Origin of the sequence: Arsenicicoccus bolidensis DSM 15745, from assembly GCF_000426385.1 — a bacterium.
Lineage (GTDB): Bacteria > Actinomycetota > Actinomycetes > Actinomycetales > Dermatophilaceae > Arsenicicoccus > Arsenicicoccus bolidensis.
This window is the reverse complement of sequence record NZ_AUFG01000013.1, coordinates 62,876-79,296: the sequence shown is the minus strand read 5'-3', so window position 1 is coordinate 79,296 and position 16,421 is coordinate 62,876. Positions and strand designations below refer to the sequence as shown.

General features: G+C 73.0%; 14 protein-coding genes. 4 read left to right on the top strand and 10 right to left on the bottom strand.

Translation table 11 applies throughout. The features are described from left to right. Positions 1 to 25: 25 nt before the first annotated feature. A complete protein-coding gene (locus K313_RS20650; RefSeq protein ID WP_156911271.1) occupies positions 26 to 1,471 on the top strand; it encodes a glycosyltransferase 87 family protein in 1,446 nt (481 codons plus the stop codon). Here K313_RS20650 and K313_RS0109315 read toward each other — a convergent pair. From K313_RS0109315 to K313_RS24195, 7 genes are all read right to left on the bottom strand, one after another. Beyond that, a complete protein-coding gene (locus K313_RS0109315) occupies positions 1,398 to 2,702 on the bottom strand; it encodes an aspartate aminotransferase type Ic (protein WP_029211386.1) in 1,305 nt (434 codons plus the stop codon). The two genes, K313_RS20650 and K313_RS0109315, sit on opposite strands and share 74 nt — an antisense overlap. A gap of 414 nt (positions 2,703 to 3,116) precedes the next feature. Beyond that, positions 3,117 to 4,238: a GuaB3 family IMP dehydrogenase-related protein gene (locus K313_RS0109310; protein WP_019285534.1), complete on the bottom strand. Its 1,122-nt coding sequence runs from the start codon at positions 4,236 to 4,238 to the stop codon at positions 3,117 to 3,119. A 51-nt stretch (positions 4,239 to 4,289) separates the two neighbouring features. Further along, on the bottom strand, positions 4,290 to 5,810 hold the full coding sequence (guaB, locus tag K313_RS0109305; RefSeq protein ID WP_029211385.1) for an IMP dehydrogenase: 1,521 nt from the start codon (positions 5,808 to 5,810) through the stop codon (positions 4,290 to 4,292). Between the two features lie 70 nt (positions 5,811 to 5,880). After that, positions 5,881 to 7,023 carry a hypothetical protein gene (locus K313_RS0109300; RefSeq protein WP_029211384.1) on the bottom strand — a complete coding sequence of 381 codons (1,143 nt, stop codon included), beginning with the start codon at positions 7,021 to 7,023 and terminating at the stop codon, positions 5,881 to 5,883. Then, positions 7,020 to 7,733, bottom strand: a complete 714-nt coding sequence (gene shbA / locus K313_RS20645) for an RNA polymerase sigma factor ShbA (RefSeq protein WP_029211383.1) — start codon at positions 7,731 to 7,733, stop codon at positions 7,020 to 7,022. The genes K313_RS0109300 and shbA overlap by 4 nt, the downstream gene beginning before the upstream one ends. Positions 7,734 to 7,865: 132 nt before the next feature. Next, entirely contained in the window at positions 7,866 to 8,465 is a 600-nt protein-coding gene (locus K313_RS0109290; RefSeq protein WP_019285530.1) for a response regulator transcription factor, read from the bottom strand. Between the two features lie 212 nt (positions 8,466 to 8,677). Next, the gene (locus tag K313_RS24195) at positions 8,678 to 9,661 is read right to left on the bottom strand and encodes a MerR family transcriptional regulator (protein WP_239265373.1); all 984 of its coding nucleotides are present in this window, start codon (positions 9,659 to 9,661) and stop codon (positions 8,678 to 8,680) included. 473 nt (positions 9,662 to 10,134) lie between these two features. Between K313_RS24195 and K313_RS0109280 the strand changes: the two genes are divergently transcribed. After that, the gene (locus tag K313_RS0109280) at positions 10,135 to 10,428 is read left to right on the top strand and encodes a WhiB family transcriptional regulator (protein WP_019285528.1); all 294 of its coding nucleotides are present in this window, start codon (positions 10,135 to 10,137) and stop codon (positions 10,426 to 10,428) included. Between the two features lie 103 nt (positions 10,429 to 10,531). Here K313_RS0109280 and groL read toward each other — a convergent pair whose 3' ends face one another. Continuing rightward, complete coding sequence (gene groL / locus K313_RS0109275) at positions 10,532 to 12,151, bottom strand: chaperonin GroEL (protein WP_029211381.1); 1,620 nt, start codon at positions 12,149 to 12,151, stop codon at positions 10,532 to 10,534. Positions 12,152 to 12,241: 90 nt separating this feature from the next. Then, positions 12,242 to 12,535, bottom strand: a complete 294-nt coding sequence (groES, locus tag K313_RS0109270; RefSeq protein ID WP_019285526.1) for a co-chaperone GroES — start codon at positions 12,533 to 12,535, stop codon at positions 12,242 to 12,244. A 269-nt stretch (positions 12,536 to 12,804) separates the two neighbouring features. On the opposite strand from groES, the gene K313_RS0109265 reads away from it, so the two are divergent. Further along, complete coding sequence (locus K313_RS0109265) at positions 12,805 to 14,070, top strand: class I SAM-dependent methyltransferase (protein WP_029211380.1); 1,266 nt, start codon at positions 12,805 to 12,807, stop codon at positions 14,068 to 14,070. A gap of 84 nt (positions 14,071 to 14,154) precedes the next feature. Here the strand turns inward: K313_RS0109265 and K313_RS0109260 are convergent, their stop codons facing one another. After that, the gene (locus K313_RS0109260; RefSeq protein WP_029211379.1) at positions 14,155 to 14,985 is read right to left on the bottom strand and encodes a ribokinase; all 831 of its coding nucleotides are present in this window, start codon (positions 14,983 to 14,985) and stop codon (positions 14,155 to 14,157) included. Positions 14,986 to 15,053: 68 nt separating this feature from the next. On the opposite strand from K313_RS0109260, the gene K313_RS0109255 reads away from it, so the two are divergent. After that, positions 15,054 to 16,412, top strand: coding sequence for a glycoside hydrolase family 3 N-terminal domain-containing protein (locus K313_RS0109255; protein ID WP_029211378.1), 1,359 nt, complete (start codon positions 15,054 to 15,056; stop codon positions 16,410 to 16,412). Positions 16,413 to 16,421 lie beyond the last annotated feature (9 nt).

Here is a 16,421-nt window from a genome sequence, read left to right as displayed (position 1 = left end):
GCCGGGGTTTGGCAGGCTGGGGCCCGTGAGACGAGCTGCGCGGGCCACCGCGATCCTGACGGTGACCTACCTCGGCGTGCTGTCGGTGGGCAACACCGACTCGCGGCGGTGGCTCTACCTGCTCGTGTCCCTGTCCGCGTGGATCGTCTTCGGGCTGGTGGCCCGCTGGTTCTTCCGAGCCGACCGCACATGCCGCACCGACCGACCCTTGCTCGCGATCGCCGCCCTGGCCCTCGTCGTCCAGCTCCCCGGCGTCTTCTTCGCCCCCGCCAGCTCGACCGACCTCAACCGCTACGTCTGGGACGGCCGGGTGCAGCTGGACGGCGTCGACCCCTACCGCTACGTGCCGTTCGACGACCGCCTCGCGCACCTGCGCGACCCCGTCCTGTTCCCGGGGCTGCGGCCCGACGAGCCGTCCGGCGTCACGACCGAGCCGCTGCCCGCCACCCGCGAGGGGGTTCTGGAGTACGCCCGCAACGACCCGCGCTCCCCCATCAGCCGCCCCCGCTTCCTCACGCCCTACCCACCCGTCGCCGAGGCCTACTACGCGGCCGTGTCCGCCGTGACGCCGTGGTCGTGGGGGTCCAAGGGCTTCCAGATCAGCGGGGCGCTGATCGCCGTCGCGACGTCGGTGCTGATCGCGCGCTACCTGCGCTCCCGTGGTCGTGACCCCTTCCAGGCCCTGGTCTGGGCCTGGTCGCCGATCGTCGTGCTGGAGGCCGGCAACGGCGGTCACGTCGACGTGCTCGTCGCCCTCCTGGTCGTGCTCGCCGTGATGGCCGCCGTGCACCGGCGGGCCGCGGTGGTCGTCGGCGGGCTCGTGGGGCTCGCGGCGGCGGTCAAGCTCACGCCGTTCGTCCTGCTGCCGGCGTTCACACCCTGGCGGTGCACCCGCGACGACGGGTCCCCGGCGGGCGTCTGGGGCGGCATACGACGCTCTCTGGTGGTCGGGCTCACCGCCATCGGCCTGGTCGTCCTGGTCTATCTGCCGCACTATCTCGCCGTCGGCCCGGCCATCAAGGGATCGCTCGACGGCTACCTCGCCGAGGAGGGCGGCGAGAACCGCGCGTCCCTGCTCACGCTCGTGATGCCGCTGCCCGTCGCCAACGTCCTCGCCGTCGTCGTGTGCCTGGGCGTGGCGGCCTGGGCGGTGCTCGGGCGCCGCGGGCGTGAGGACGACCCGGCGCTGCCCGCGCTCTACCTCTTCGGCGCGCTGCTGCTCACCACTACGCCCGTGCTCGCGTGGTACTCCCTGCCGCTCGTGGCGCTGGCCGTGATGGTGGGACGTCCCGAGTGGCTGGCGCTGGCCGTGGCGGGGTGCTGCGCGTACGGGGGCCACGGGGCGTACCCCGCGACCCCCGTCGCGTATGCCGCGGCGCTGCTCGTGATCTACCTCGTCACCGTGCGCCGGATGCGGCGTCGTCGTCCGGCAGCAGCGACTCCGCGGCCGCCAGCACCACGCACGACGTGAGGACCCGCAGCGCGGTGTCCAGGTCGTCGGTCGACGGCATGGTCGGGGCGATGCGGATGTTGCGGTCGTCCGGGTCCACGCCGCCGGGGAAGGTCGCGCCGGCTGGCGTCAGGGCGACGCCCGCCTCCTTGGCGAGCTCGACGACCCGACCCGCCGTGCCGGGCACGACGTCGAGGCTGATGAAGTAGCCGCCGTCAGGGTCGGTCCACTCCGCGATCCCGAGCTCGGCGAGGTCCTTCTCGAGGTGCCGCAGCACGGCGTCGAACTTGGGCTCGAGAATCTCGCGGTGCCGCTGCATGTGCGCTCGCACGCCCTCGGTGGTCTCGAAGAACCGCAGGTGGCGCAGCTGGTTGAGCTTGTCCGGCCCGATCGAGCGGAAGCCGTCACGCTTGAGGAACCACGCCACGTTGGCCGGCGAGGAGGCGAAGAACGAGACGCCGCCGCCGGCGAAGGTCACCTTGGACGTGGAGCCGAAGACGAACGCACGGTCGGGGTTGCCGGCCTGCTCGCACGCCTCGAGGATCGGGTCGAGCTGCGCCTCGGTGCTGCGCAGGTGGTGGATGGCATAGGCGTTGTCCCAGTAGACCCGGAAGTCCGGCGCCGCGGTCTGCATCGCCGCGAGCCGCTGCACGGTCTCGCTGGAGTAGGTCACGCCCGTCGGGTTGGAGTACTTCGGGACGCACCAGATGCCCTTGATCGAGGCGTCCTTGCCGGCGAGCTCCTCGACGAGGTCCATGTCGGGGCCCTCCGGCGTCATCGGCACGGTCACCAGCTCGACGCCCAGCTCCGAGCACACCGTGAAGTGCCGGTCGTAGCCGGGCACCGGCGCCAGGAACCGCACCGTCCGGCCCGCCCAGCCCGTGCCCTCGGGAGCGCCGGGCGGAGCGTGGAAGAACGACGACGCCACGCACTGGTGCATCAGCGACAGCGACGAGTTGTCCCGCACCACCAGCTGGTCCGGGCGGACGTCGAGCAGCGGGGCAAAGATCTCCCGCAGCTCGGTCAGGCCCTGCGTCGGGCTGTAGTTGCGCAGGTCACCCTCGGCCTGCGTCGTGTGCTCGCCCTCGGCCAGCACGGTCAGCAGCCGCTCGCTGAGGTCGAGCTGGGCCGAGCAGGGCTTGCCCCGCGTGATGTCGAGCTTGAGCCCCGCGGCCTTGGCCTCCTCGTGCTCCCGGCGGGCGCGGTCCCGCGCCTCTCGGAGCAGCTGCGGGTCGACGGTCGGGTGGTTCACGGTGTCCTCCGGTGCTCGAGGTGGTCGACGCACCCGACCCTACCGATCCAGGCCGTATGCCGCGCGCCCCGCTCACGCCGGCCCACCCCCACCCGCGCCGCTGCGCGAGGTTCGCGCTCCCAGCGCAGACCCCGCACACCCCAGCCCCGGCCTATCCGCACGTGGACAAACTGCAGGCCGGACGCAGTTCGTCGCGGCCGTCCGATGGCTGCGACCGTCGTCACCGCTCGTTCGTCACTGCGCTGTATCTGATCGGCGCAGCTCCTCGGACTCCGCTACGGCCGCACTATCCTCCGTCGGGCGCAACCTCCGCTACGCCCTTCGTCACTGCGCTCTATTTGATTGGCGCAGCTCCTCGGACTCCGCTACGGCCGCACCATCCTCCGTCGGGCGCAACCTCCGCTACGCCCTTCGTCACTGCGCCGTATACGGGTTGACCACGACCTCCACCCGCTGGAACTCCTTCAGGTCGCTGTAGCCCGTCGTCGCCATGGCGCGGCGCAGGGCACCGATCATGTTGGTCGTGCCGTCGGCGGTGTGGGCAGGGCCGAAGAGCAGTTCCTTCAGCGGGGCGGCGCCGCGGACGTTGACGCGGGCGCCGCGCGGCAGCTCCTCGTGACGTGCCTCCGACCCCCAGTGGTAGCCCTGGCCGGGGGCGTCGGTCGCACGCGCGAGCGCGGCACCGATCATCACCGCGTCGGCGCCGCACGCGACCGCCTTGACGATGTCGCCGGCGCGTCCCACGGAGCCGTCGGCGATGACGTGGACGTAGCGTCCGCCCGACTCGTCGAGGTAGTCGCGCCGGGCCGCCGCCACGTCGGCCACCGCGGTGGCCATCGGGGCGTGGATCCCGAGCGTCTGGCGGGTGGTGCTCGCCGCTCCCCCGCCGAAGCCGACGAGGACGCCGGCCGCACCGGTGCGCATCAGGTGCAGGGCGGCCGTGTAGGTCGCTGCCCCGCCGACGATCACGGGGACGTCCAGCTCGTAGATGAAGCGCTTGAGGTTGAGCGGCTCGGTGCGGCTCGACACGTGCTCGGCCGAGACGGTGGTGCCCCGGATGACGAAGAGGTCGCACCCCGCGTCGACGACGGTGCGCCAGTGCTCCTGGGTCCGCTGCGGCGACAGCGCGCCGGCGACGGTGACGCCCGCGTCGCGGATCTCCTTGAGGCGTGCGGTGATCAGCTCGGGCTTGATGGGCTCGGCATAGATCTCCTGCATGCGCGGCGTGACGTCCGCCCCGGACAGCGTGGCGATCTCGTCGAGGAGGGGCTGCGGGTCGGCATACCGGGTCCACAGGCCCTCGAGGTCGAGGACACCGAGACCACCCAGCCGACCGAAGGCGATCGCCGAGGCCGGCGAGACGACGGAGTCCATCGGCGCGGCCATGATCGGCAGGTCGAAGTGGTAGGCGTCGATCTGCCACGACACCGACACCTCCTCGGGGTCGCGGGTGCGCCGCGAGGGCACGATCGCGATGTCGTCGAAGGTGTAGGCCTGGCGGGCGCGCTTGCCCCGTCCGATCTCGATCTCGGTCACGTCTGGTGCCTGTCTGTGGGGTGGAGGGTGGGTGCGTGGGGCCGCGGCGCGTCAGCGACCGGAGTAGTTGGGCGCCTCGGCGATCATCTGCACGTCGTGCGGGTGGCTCTCCTTGAGCCCCGCCGACGTGATGCGCACGAACTGCCCCTTGGCCTGGAGGTCGGGCACGGTGCGGGCCCCGACGTAGAACATCGACTGGTGCAGTCCGCCCACGAGCTGGTGGGCGACGGCCTGCAGGGTGCCGCGATAGGCGACCTTGCCCTCGATCCCCTCGGGGACCAGCTGGTCGTCGCTGGTGACGTCGGCCTGGAAGTAGCGGTCCTTGGAGTAGGACTTCTTGGTGCGCGAGCTCATGGCGCCGAGCGAGCCCATGCCGCGGTAGGCCTTGAACTGCTTGCCGTTGACGAAGATCAGCTCGCCCGGGCTCTCCTCGCAGCCGGCGAGCAGCGACCCGACCATGACCGAGCTGGCGCCCGCGACCAGGGCCTTGGCGATGTCGCCGGAGTACTGCAGGCCGCCGTCCGCGATGACGGGGACATCGGCCGCCGCGGCCGCCTGCGCCGCCTCGTAGACCGCGGTGAGCTGCGGGACGCCCACGCCGGCGACGATGCGGGTCGTGCAGATGGATCCCGGTCCGACACCCACCTTGACGGCGTCGACGCCGGCCTCGACCATCGCGGCCGCGCCGGCGCGGGTGGCGACGTTGCCGCCGATGATCTGGACGTGACGGGTGGCGCTGTCGGCCTTGAGCCGCTTGATCATGTCGATGAGCAGGCGAGCGTGGCCGTGCGCGGTGTCGACGACGAGCACGTCGACCCCCGCCTCGATCAGCGTGGTCGCGCGCTCCCAGGACTCGCCGAAGTAGCCGACGGCCGCCCCGACCAGGAGCCGGCCGTGGGCGTCGTTGCTGGCCAGGGGGTACTGCTCGGACTTGACGAAGTCCTTGACGGTGATGAGACCGGCGAGCCGGCCCTGCCCGTCGACCAGGGGGAGCCGCTCGCGCTTGTGCTGGCGCAGCAGCGCCGTGGCGTCCTCGCGCGAGATGTCGACCGGCGCGGTGATGAGCGGCATGGGCGACATGACCTCGCGGACCAGCGTGGTGGCCCACTCCGCGACGGGGGTGAAGCGCAGGTCACGGTTGGTGCAGATGCCGAGCAGGGTCAGGTCCTCGCCGACGACGGGCAGGCCGGAGACGCGGTACTCCCCGCAGATCTGGTCGAGCTCCTCGAGCGTGGCGTCGGGGCCGATGGTCACGGGGTTGCTGATGCGCCCCGTCTGGGTGCGCTTGACCAGGTCGACCTGGTAGGCCTGGTCCTCGATCGACAGGTTGCGGTGCAGGATGCCGAGGCCGCCCTGACGGGCCATCGCGATGGCCATGCGGGCCTCGGTCACGGTGTCCATCGCCGCCGAGACGAGCGGGATGCGGATGGACAGCTCGCGGGTCAGGCGGGTCGTGGTGTCGACCTCGCTGGGGATGACGTCGGTCTCCCCGGGCAGGAGGAGCACGTCGTCATAGGTGAGCCCCAGGGCGGCGAACTTGTCGGGGACGGCGCGGACGTCTTCGAGGCTCATGCCGCCAGTCTATCGGCGGGGAGGCAGTGGCTCGTATGCCGACAACTCGGCGCCTCCCCGCGTCGCCGACTCAGGGCTGGTCGCCGCCGTGGCCGCCCGACCGAGCGGCCGACGGCGCAACCGTCAGGCTCGTCGACCGGTCGCGGGCCGGTGTGCGCTGCTGCGTGGTGCCGGAGGTGCGGGTGCGGCCGGAGGCCGGTGTGCGCGACTCGACGCGCGGCGTCCCCGTGCCAGTCACGGACGGCGTCGGGTTCGGCGGTCGCAGCGGGAGGCTCGTCGAGGGGGCGCTCGGAGACGTGGGCGACGTGGTGGGAGACGTGGGCCGGGTGGTCGGCGTCGTCGGCCGCGTGGTCGGTGTGGTCGGCTGCGTGGGTTGGGTCGTCGGGCGCGGCGACGACGGGCTGGGGCTCTGGCTCGGCGACGACGGGGTCGTCGTCGGCGTCGGCGTGCTCGTCGGCGAGGTGCTCGGTGACGAGGAGGGGCGCGTGGTGACGGGGCCCGCCGCGGACGACCCGGTGCCCGACCGGTCGGGCGAGCGGGTCCCGGGACGCGTGGGCGACGCGGACGCCGCAGCGGTGCGCGGCGGATCCGCCAGCACCAGGCCGTCGTCGTCGGACCCGGACCCCGTCAGGTCCTGGCGCACCGCGGCGAGCAGCGCGTGGTCGCCCTCGCCGAGGAGCGACGGGTCACGGCGGACCTGGTCCTCGACGAGGCTCAGGACGGCGGCGGCGGCGTCGCGGTCGCCGGCCTTGAGCCGCTGCGAGGCGAGGTTGAGAGCCGTGCGCACGGAGTGACCGTCCGGGCCGTGGCTCGTGGCGTCGGCGGTGGCGAGCACGGCGGCGTCCGCGGGCCGGGGGGCCGCCACGCCCTTCTCGACGCCGCGCTCGACCTTGCTGACGAAGCCGGCCAGGCCGCCCTCGCTCGCCGCGGCGGCGACGGTGACGCCCGACAGGACGACGGCGGCGACGCTGGCCGCGACACCCGCCCGCGTGACGATGACGGTGCGCCTGGAGGGGAGCGGTCGGGGCGCGCCCTCGGCCAGGTCCTCGGGCAGGTCCTGGTCGATCTCGGTGGCCCAGCCCTCGAGCATGGCCAGGACGGGGTCGTCGTGCTCGACGGTCTCGCGACGGTCGGCGATCTGCTGCACGAGCTCGTCGTCGTCGCGCACGAGGCGCAGCGAGGGCTGGGGCGTGCCGTCGGGTCGGTGGTTCATCGGGATCCTCCCCCGCCGGCCGGGCCGGCCATCATGGCGCGCAGCCGGGTGAGGGCGCGGTGCTGGGCGACGCGCACCGCTCCCGGGGTCATGTCGAGGGAGGCGGCGACCTCGTCGGCGGTCATGCCCACCGCGACGCGCAGGGTCAGGATCTCGCGCTGGGTCTCCCCCAGCCGGTCGAGCATGGCCCAGGTGTCGGAGGAGCGCTCCGCCGCGATGACCGTGTCGAGCGGGTCGGCGTCCAGGTCGATCTCGTCGGGGAGCTCGTCGGTCGGCTCGGGTCCGCGCAGGCTCGACCGCATGGCGTCGGCGACCTTGTTGGAGGCGATGCCGTAGACGAAGGCCTCGAAGGGGGCACCACGGTCCTCGTAGCGCGGCAGCGATCGGAGCACGGCGACACACACCTCCTGAGCTGCGTCATCGGCGGCCTGCACACCGGCGGGGAGACCCCCGAGGCGCGCGCGGCAGTAGCGGAAGGCGATGCGTCGGACGTCGGTCAGCAGCGCCTGCAGAGCGGCGGGCTCGCCCTGGGCGGCAGCCGACACGACGTCGGCCGAGCGCATGGCTGGACCCGTGGGTGACATCGGTGCGGCGACCCCGGACGTTACGTCCTCGGTGGGCCGGTTTGCGCCGGGTCCCCGGCCGCGGTCGGCGGGGTCGGCTCCGTAGACGTGAAGGTGCCGCTGATCACGGGCGTCGGGGACGCTCATCGGCACCTCCTCGGGGAGCGACGACCGGCCCCTCGTCGGGCGGGTCGTGGACACGGCGAAGGCCGCCTCACGGCGTGCCTGTTCCCTCAGAGTAGCCGCCTGGCCCTGCCCAGAGCCACCCAGCGCGTCAGGTCAGCTGATCAGGCCGGTGCGGTAGGCGATGGCGACCGCGTGAGCACGGTCCGAGGCGTCCAGCTTGCGAAAGAGTCGTCGGGCGTGGGTCTTGATCGTGTCCTCGGTGAGGTACAGCTCGGCGCCGATCTCGGCGTTGCTGTGCCCCTGGCTCATCCCGCGCAGCACCTCGAGCTCGCGGGCGGTGAGGGTCGCCGTCACCCCGGGGCGCCCGGCCCCGCCCGATCGCGGCATCGCCTCACCGATGAAGGGCGCGAGCGCGACGGCCAGCTCCTCGCGGGTGGAGTCCTTCATGACATAGCCCTTGGCGCCGTAGGCCAGGGCCCGCGCCACACCGTCGATGTCCTCGGCCAGCGTCATCATCATGATCTGCGCGCTGGGGCGCAGGGCGAGCAGCCGCTTGACGGCGTCCAGTCCCCCCATGCCGGGCATGCGCAGGTCCGTGAGCGTCAGCGCCGGCTGCTCCGTGGCGTACTTGGCCAGGAGCTCCTCGCCGGAGGAGGCACCGCAGACCCGGGTCACGCCGGGCAGCGAGCCGATCCGGCGCATCATCACCTCGCGGGTGAGTGGCGCGTCGTCGCACACCATCACGGTCGTCATCCCTGCCTCCGGTCGGGTCAAGTCAATTACCAAGAGTTATCTTGGCTCACAAAAGCGTCCAGGTGCAGGTAAATCACCGAACCGGTCGCAACGTCCCCCCAGAGAACCGACACTACCCATGCAGCCCAGAAGCGTGACCGCGAGCGACTGCCCGTCCCCCGCATGCGTGCCGCCGATGTCGGTGCGCACACCGGCCATCACGCTCAGCAAGGTCACCCCGACGGGGCGCAGCACTTGCCCTCGACCGCCCGCACGACGTCGGCCATGGTGGCCTCCTGCCCCGGCCAGTGCAGCCAGCCCTCGCCCCAGTAGACCTGGTCGCCCGACCGCGCGGACTGCCGCAGCCGGCCGGCCACCTGGGCGGCGACCGCACCCTCCCCGACGTAGACGACCAGCACCCCCTCGATCCCCTCACCCAGGACGCGGGCGGCCCTGCTGGCCGACCCCTCCAGCGAGAGGTCGCTCACGGCGATGGACCGCTCGGCCAGGGCGGCGCGCAGCAGGAGGCGGGCGGCGGGGTCGTCGAGGCCGGGCAGGGACACGACGTGCACCGGGCGGAGGTTGCGAGGGCTGCGTCGGAGCCGTATGTCGCCGACCGCCCCCGCCGTGGCGGAGGCCAGCATGGCGTCCGCACGCCCCTGGGCGACCGGCGCCAGCATCCAGGCCGCGTTGCGCGCGGGCAGCACCCGCTCGTCCCACGTGCGGGCGGCCCCGAGGTCGCGTTGCGCGAGGCGCAGGAGCGCCGTGCTGCCCTGCGCGTCGCCGTTGCCCAAGGTCCCCAGCAGGGTCATGACGGGAGCCGCCACCTCGCCCACCTGGGCGCCGCGGCCGAGGTAGCCGCCCCGCAGCGCGGTCGCGTCGCTGCGCCCGGAGACCAGGGACACCTCCCCCTCCCCGTGGTGTGTGGGGTTCGAGCTGGCGGCCAGCTCCTCCGTCGTGGCGTCCAGGGCGCGGCGGGCGGCGTCCCGCGAGGTCAGGCCGGACTGGGTCAGGGCGCGCATGAAGCGCAGGCGCGCCACGTCGGTCTCGGAGTAGCGACGGTGCAGACCCGACCGGTGACCGGACGGCTCGAGGCCGTAGCGCCGGGCCCAGGTGCGCAGGGTGGACGGGGCGACCCCGACCATCTCGGCCACCACGGCCACCGTCAGGCTCTCGAACGCGTTGGGACGCCGAGGTGCGCCGGTGCTAGCAGCCATGTCCATGTACCCATCCTCGTCGCCGAACGGGGCCGTCCGATCCGCCGTCACGCTGACCGACCCCTGTCGACCTGTCAACCAGGTGCAACGATCTCCAGGGTCGCCCCCGACCGCGGGCGTCCACCGGCTGGTCACCTCGACTCCACCCGACCGGCGCTAAATTGACACAGCGTTGCCACGTTTTCACATTGTGTGTCGAATATTTATCCGGTCGGGCCCACCGGATGCCCAAGGGGCGAGAAGTCGGCGTGGATTACGCCTGCCGCATCTTGCCGCAGGCGCATTCACGCAGGTACGGTCTGTCGCAGCAGCACGCCCCCGCCACTACGCGACGTCGCTGGCTAGGGCTCATGGGTCACCTCAGGTTACTCGTGAGTATGTCATACGTTTGATCATTGTGCGAAGTGCTTGCATGGTGTGACTTGCGTGACATCCTCGGTCATCGTCGCCGCATCTCTGCACAGGAGCACACCATGGCCGAGATCAGCCGCCTCCCGGGACCCGTCGCCGATCAGTGGGACTGGCAGCTGCAGGGATCATGCCGCCGGGAGAACCCCGACGTGTTCTTCCACCCCGAGGGCGAGCGTGGCCCCGCCCGGCGCAACCGGGACGGCGCGGCCAAGGCGGTCTGCATCGCCTGCCCCGTCCTGGGCCAGTGTCGCGAGCACGCCCTGCGGGTGCGCGAGCCCTACGGCGTCTGGGGCGGCATGACCGAGGACGAGCGCGAGTCGCACTACGCCGCCAGCACCGCGATCGCGATCGCCTGACCCCCCCCTCACCACGCGCGAAGGCCGCCCACCCCGATCGGGGCGGGCGGCCTTCGCGGCATACGGCCTGGCGTGAGGTCAGGTCGCGTCGGGTCAGGTCAGGTCAGTGACCGTGCCCGTGGCCGTGACCACCGGCGGGAGCGGCAGGCTCATCCTCGGGCTTCTCGACCACGAGGGTGTCGGTCGTCAGGACCATCGAGGCGATGGACGCGGCGTTGCGCAGGGCGGAACGCGTGACCTTGACCGGGTCGATGACGCCGGCCTTGACCAGGTCGACGTACTCCCCCGTCGCGGCGTCGAGCCCGTTGCCCGGCTCCAGCTCGGCGACCTTGGAGACGGCGACGTAGCCCTCGAGCCCGGCGTTCTCGGCGATCCAGCGCAGCGGCTCGGCCGCGGCCTTGCGCACGATGTTGGCGCCGGTCAGCTCGTCGCCCTCCAGGTGGAGGTCGTCGAGAGCGCGGACCGCGTGGACGAGGGCGGAGCCGCCACCGGCGACGATGCCCTCCTCGATCGCGGCGCGCGTCGCGGAGATCGCGTCCTCGATGCGGTGCTTCTTCTCCTTGAGCTCGACCTCGGTGTGGGCACCCACCTTGATGACGCAGACGCCACCGGCGAGCTTGGCGAGACGCTCCTGGAGCTTCTCGCGGTCCCAGTCGGAGTCGGTGCGCTCGATCTCGGCCTTGATCTCGGAGACGCGGCCGTCGACCGCGCCGGCGTCGCCGGAGCCGTCGATGATCGTGGTGTCGTCCTTGGAGACGACCACGCGGCGGGCCTGGCCGAGGACCTCGAGGCCGACCTGGTCGAGCTTGAGGCCGACCTCCTCGGCGACGACCTGGCCACCGGTGAGGACGGCGATGTCGGCGAGCATGGCCTTGCGGCGGTCGCCGAAGCCCGGCGCCTTGACCGCGACGACGTTGAAGGTGCCGCGGATCTTGTTGACCACCAGGGTGGACAGCGCCTCGCCGTCGACGTCCTCGGCGATGATCAGCAGCGGCTTGCCGGCCTGCACGACCTTCTCGAGGAGCGGCAGGACGTCGGCGATGGCCGAGATCTTGCCCTGGTTGACGAGCACGTAGGCGTCCTCGAGGACGGCCTCCATGCGCTCCGGGTCGGAGACGAAGTAGGGGGAGATGTAGCCCTTGTCGAACTGCATGCCCTCGGTGAACTCCAGCTCGGTGCTAGCGGTGGAGGACTCCTCGACGGTGATGACGCCGTCCTTGCCGACCTTGTCGAAGGCCTCGGCGATCTGCGTGCCGACCTCCTCGTTCTGCGCGGAGAGCGAGGCGACCGCGGCGATCTCGGACTTGCCGGAGACCTCGCGGGCGTTGGCGAGCAGGCGCTCGGACACGGCGTCGACGGCCTGGTCCATGCCGCGCTTGACACCGGCCGGGGCGGCCCCGGCGGCGACGTTGCGCAGGCCCTCCTTGACCATGGCCTGCGCGAGGACGGTCGCGGTGGTGGTGCCGTCACCGGCGATGTCGTTGGTCTTGGTGGCGACCTCCTTGGCGAGCTGCGCGCCGAGGTTCTCGTAGGGGTCGTCCAGCTCGACCTCACGGGCGATGGTCACGCCGTCGTTGGTGATGGTGGGGGCGCCCCACTTCTTGTCGATCACGACGTTGCGGCCCTTGGGGCCGAGCGTGACCTTCACCGCGTTGGCGAGGGCGTCGACACCGCGCTCCAGGGACTTGCGCGCGTCGTCGTTGAACTCAAGCGTCTTGGCCATGAGCTTCCTTGTCTGTCTAGAGGTATGACGAGAGCCCCGCCCCCAGCCGCGAAGGCTCGGGCCGGGGCTCCCAGAGAAGTCGATGCTGCGTCAGCCGACGATCGCGAGGACGTCGCGGGCGCTCAGGATCAGGAGCTCCTCGCCGCCGTACTTGACCTCGGTGCCGCCGTACTTGGAGTAGATGACCTTGTCGCCGACGGCGACGTCGACGGGGACGCGGTTGCCCTTGTCGTCGATGCGACCGGGACCCACGGCGAGGACCTCGCCCTCCTGGGGCTTCTCCTTGGCCGTGTCCGGGATGACGAGACCGGACGCCGTGGTCTGCTCGGCCTCGACGGCCTTGACGACGATGCGGTCCTCGAGCGGCTTGATGGAAACCGACACTGTGGTGACCTCCCCTTCGGGAATGTCGAGAGTGGACAGATGATGGACTCCGGCGCGTGGTGGTGCGTCCGGGTCGCCGTCGCGGGGGTCGACCCTTAGCACTTGCCTGCCGAGAGTGCTAACCCACAATCTAGGAAGCCGCTGGCACTCGGTCAAGTCGAGTGCCAGCGCGGCGCGGACCTACCCCCGGCGGTCACGTCGACCGGCCGTCGTTCCCCAGGCGGGTGTGACCGAGGCCGGTCGATCTGGCGGTGGGAGAGGATGGCGCCATGGATCTCGCCACCACCCGTGCGCTCACCTCCCCCGAGGGGCTCGCCCTCCTCCGGGGACTGCCGGTGTATGACGAGGCCCGCTCGCTCGCCACGTCCTCCGCCCTGCGCCGCGAGGGGCACTCCCCCGAGCTCGTCGCGGCGGTGCTCACCCAGAGCCGGCTGCGCCAGCGCGGCCGCGCCAAGCTGGGAGACGCCGTCGACCGGCTCCTGCTCACCCCCGACGGCCTGGAGCAGGCGACCCGCCCCGTCGTGGCACGGCAGCACGCCGAGCGCCTGGCGGCGGCCGGGGTCCGCACCGTCCACGACCTGGGGTGCGGCCTCGGCCTGGACGCCGCCGCCCTGGCGCACGCCGGGCTCGAGGTCCTCGCCGTGGACGCCGACCCCGTCACCGCCGAGCTCGCCGCCCACAACCTCGCCGGCGTCGTCAGGCCCCCGGGCACCCCTGACCCCCAGGTGCGGTGCGCCCGCGCGGAGGAGGTGGCCGACGAGCTGGTCGGCGCGGACCGGCATACCGCCGTCTGGCTCGACCCGGCCCGGCGCACCCCCGGGGTCGCCGACGCGACCGGGCGCACCCGCAGGACCTTCCGTCTGGACGACCTGGCCCCGTCGTGGGAGCTCGTGCAGGACCTCGCCGGCCGGGTCGAGGCAGCCGGGGCCAAGCTGTCGCCCGCGTTCCCGCACGCGGCGCGCCCCGACGGGACCGGGGCGCAGTGGGTCTCGTGGCGCGGCGAGGTGGTGGAGTGCGTCCTGTGGTGGGGCGCAGCGGTCCGGTCCGCCGGACGCTCCGCGCTGGTCCTCGACGGCGATGCGCAGACGCTGCGGTCCGCGCACGTGGTCACCGAGGCCGACGTGCCCACGGACCGCCCCGCGCCGGGGAGCGACCGGGGCGACCTGCTGCACGAGCCCGACCGGGCCGTGATCCGCGCCGGGCTGGTGGGCGCCCTCGAGGGCCTCACGGGTGGGGCCGAGCTGGACGACGGCGTGGGCTACGTGCGGTCGGCCGACCGGGGACCGGTGGCGGTGCCGTGGGCCCGGGCCTACCGCATCCTCGACGAGATCCCGTTGCAGGACAAGGCGATCCGCGCGTGGTGCCGCGAGCGCTCGATCGGCGACCTGACGCTCAAGAAGCGCGGGGTGGACCTCGACCCGGATCGCCTGCGGCGCTCCCTCAAGCTCAAGGGCACCGGTCGCGCCATCCTGGTCCTCACCCGCCAGGAGGGCCGGCAGGTGGCCCTGCACGTCGCCCCCGTCGACGCCGGCTGAGGCTGCACGGAGGTCCGGCCCTGGGCTGTGCTGGGCGGCCCTGGCCTGTGCTAGGCGGTGCTGGGCGGTGCTGGGAGGGGCCGCTCAGAGCAGCGCGTCGCGCTGGGCCCCCCGGTGCCGCACCGCGTCGGCGCCCGCCCGCAGCGCGCCGGCCACCGCCTCCTCGTGCGTCGCCCCCAGCGCCAGGTGCGCGGCCAGCGCCCCGCAGAACGCGTCCCCCGCGCCCGTCGTGTCCACGACGTCCTCCGGCGGGACCGGTGTCGCGGGGTGCTCGACGCCCATCCAGGAGGCTCCGGCCGCGCCGAAGGTCACGAGCAGCGACGCCGGGAAGGCGCCGTCGTCGGCCAGCTCCAGCGCCTCGTGCTCGTTGACGACCAGCGGGTCCGCCACCTCCACGACGTCCACCGGCAGGTGGTGGTAGGGCGCGGCGTTGACCACGACCCGGATGTCCCTGGTCGACACGCGCTGCACCGCGGCCGCGACCGTCTCGATCGGGACCTCCAGGCTGACCAGCAGCACGTCACCCGCCGCCATCGTGTCCAGCACCCCCATGTGGTGCGGCAGCAGCTCGGCGTTGGCGCCGGGGCTGACGACGATGACGTTCTCCCCCTCGAGGTCCACGGTGATGAACGCGTGACCGGTCGGCTCGCCCTCCACGACGCGGACGTGCGAGACGTCGATCATCCTGTCCTGCAGCCGATCACGGTATGCCGCGCCCGCCTCGTCCCCGCCGATGGCCGCGACCATGACGACCTCCGCACCCGTCGCCGCCGCCGCGATCGCCTGGTTGCCGCCCTTGCCACCCGCCGTGCGCCGCGTCGACCCGCCGACGATCGTCTCGCCGGGGCGGGGCAGGCGGTGCACGGTGGTGGTGAGGTCGACGTTGAGGGACCCGAGGACGTAGACGCGGCTCATGCGCCCCATCCTGCCGCCACTCGAGCACGCCGCGCGTGCCAGCCCCTCCCCGGGTACCGTCGGACCTGATGCCCCCGCACGTCACCCGCGCCCCCGCCCTCCTCCTGGCCGCTGCCCTCACCGTCACGGCCGGCTGCGCCACCCCACCCACCGCGCAGGGTCCGACCGGCGCGTCCACGGACGGCGCCGGAGCCGGTCCCGGGCGATCCAGCACCCCGACCGCCACCGGCTCGACCCGCGGGGGTGACGTTCCTTCGTTCGACGTCACCGGCCTGCCGCGTCGCGCGGCCTCCTCGTCGGGCTCCGCGACCACCGCACCTGGCGCCCCGGCAGCACCGGCGCCGGCCCCGACCGCGGGCGGTTCCCGGCATACGGCCCAGGCCTCCTGCGCCGCCGGCATCGTCGACGGGCTCACCCCGGAGCAGCGGGTGGGGCAGCTCGTCATGGTCGGGGTCACCCGGGGGCGCGAGGACGACGCCCGCCGCGTGATCGCGGGGCAGGCGATCGGCAACGCCTTCTTCATCGGCGGGTGGCGGGACCGTGGGCAGGTCGCCGAGGTGAGCCGTCGCCTCCAGGCGGCGGCGGACCGGGCCGGCCACGAGCTCGACCTGCTCGTCGCCGCCGACCAGGAGGGTGGTCAGATCCAGCAGCTCAAGGGCTCCGGCTTCCGACGCCTGCCGTCCGCGGTGGAGCAGGCCGCGCTGCCGCCGGACGACCTGCGCGCTCTGGCCACCGACGCCGGGCGCGAGCTGCGCGCCGCCGGCGTCAACCTCAACCTGGCCCCCGTCGCGGACACCGTCTCGCCGGAGCTCGGCCGCGCCAACGCGCCCATCGGCGGCCTGTCGAGGCAGTACGCCACCGAGCCCGGGGCCGTGTCGCCCCCGGTGGCGGCCGTGATCGCGGGACTGCACGCCGCCGGCGTCGGCGCCACGCTCAAGCACTTCCCGGGGCTCGGGCGGGTCCGCGCCAACACCGACCACTCGGCCACCGGAATCGACGACACCCAGACGACGGCGGACGACGGCTACCTGCAGCCGTTCGCCGACGGGATCGCCGCCGGGGCGGACGTGGTGATGATGTCGACCGCGCGCTACCGCAGGATCGACCCGACCACCCAGGCGGCCTTCTCCCGCCCCGTGGTGACCGGGGTGCTGCGCGAGCGGCTGGGCTACGACGGGGTGGTGGCGACCGACGACCTCGGTGGCGCGGAGGCCATCCAGCACATCCCGACCGGCGAGCGGGCGGTGCGCTTCGTCCGCGCGGGCGGCGACGTCGCGGTCACCGGGATCGCCCTGGACGGGCGCGTCATGTCGCGCGCGCTGCTGGCGGAGAGTCGGCGGGACCCGGCCTTCGCGGCGCTCGTGCACCGTGCGGCCGAGCGGGTCGTGGAGCTCAAGGTGCAGCGCGGCCTCGCCCGCTGCGAGTAGGTGCCGAGG

Excerpts from the sequence above, each read along its gene's own strand:
- guaB (WP_029211385.1), bottom strand. The coding sequence starts at position 5,810 with ATGAGCCTCGAAGACGTCCGCGCCGTCCCCGACAAGTTCGCCGCCCTG.
- K313_RS0109300 (WP_029211384.1), bottom strand. The coding sequence starts at position 7,023 with ATGAACCACCGACCCGACGGCACGCCCCAGCCCTCGCTGCGCCTCGTG.
- shbA (WP_029211383.1), bottom strand. The coding sequence starts at position 7,733 with ATGAGCGTCCCCGACGCCCGTGATCAGCGGCACCTTCACGTCTACGGA.
- K313_RS0109290 (WP_019285530.1), bottom strand. The coding sequence starts at position 8,465 with ATGACGACCGTGATGGTGTGCGACGACGCGCCACTCACCCGCGAGGTG.
- K313_RS24195 (WP_239265373.1), bottom strand. The coding sequence starts at position 9,661 with ATGGCTGCTAGCACCGGCGCACCTCGGCGTCCCAACGCGTTCGAGAGC.
- K313_RS0109280 (WP_019285528.1), top strand. The coding sequence starts at position 10,135 with ATGGCCGAGATCAGCCGCCTCCCGGGACCCGTCGCCGATCAGTGGGAC.
- groL (WP_029211381.1), bottom strand. The coding sequence starts at position 12,151 with ATGGCCAAGACGCTTGAGTTCAACGACGACGCGCGCAAGTCCCTGGAG.
- K313_RS0109265 (WP_029211380.1), top strand. The coding sequence starts at position 12,805 with ATGGATCTCGCCACCACCCGTGCGCTCACCTCCCCCGAGGGGCTCGCC.
- K313_RS0109260 (WP_029211379.1), bottom strand. The coding sequence starts at position 14,985 with ATGAGCCGCGTCTACGTCCTCGGGTCCCTCAACGTCGACCTCACCACC.
- K313_RS0109255 (WP_029211378.1), top strand. The coding sequence starts at position 15,054 with ATGCCCCCGCACGTCACCCGCGCCCCCGCCCTCCTCCTGGCCGCTGCC.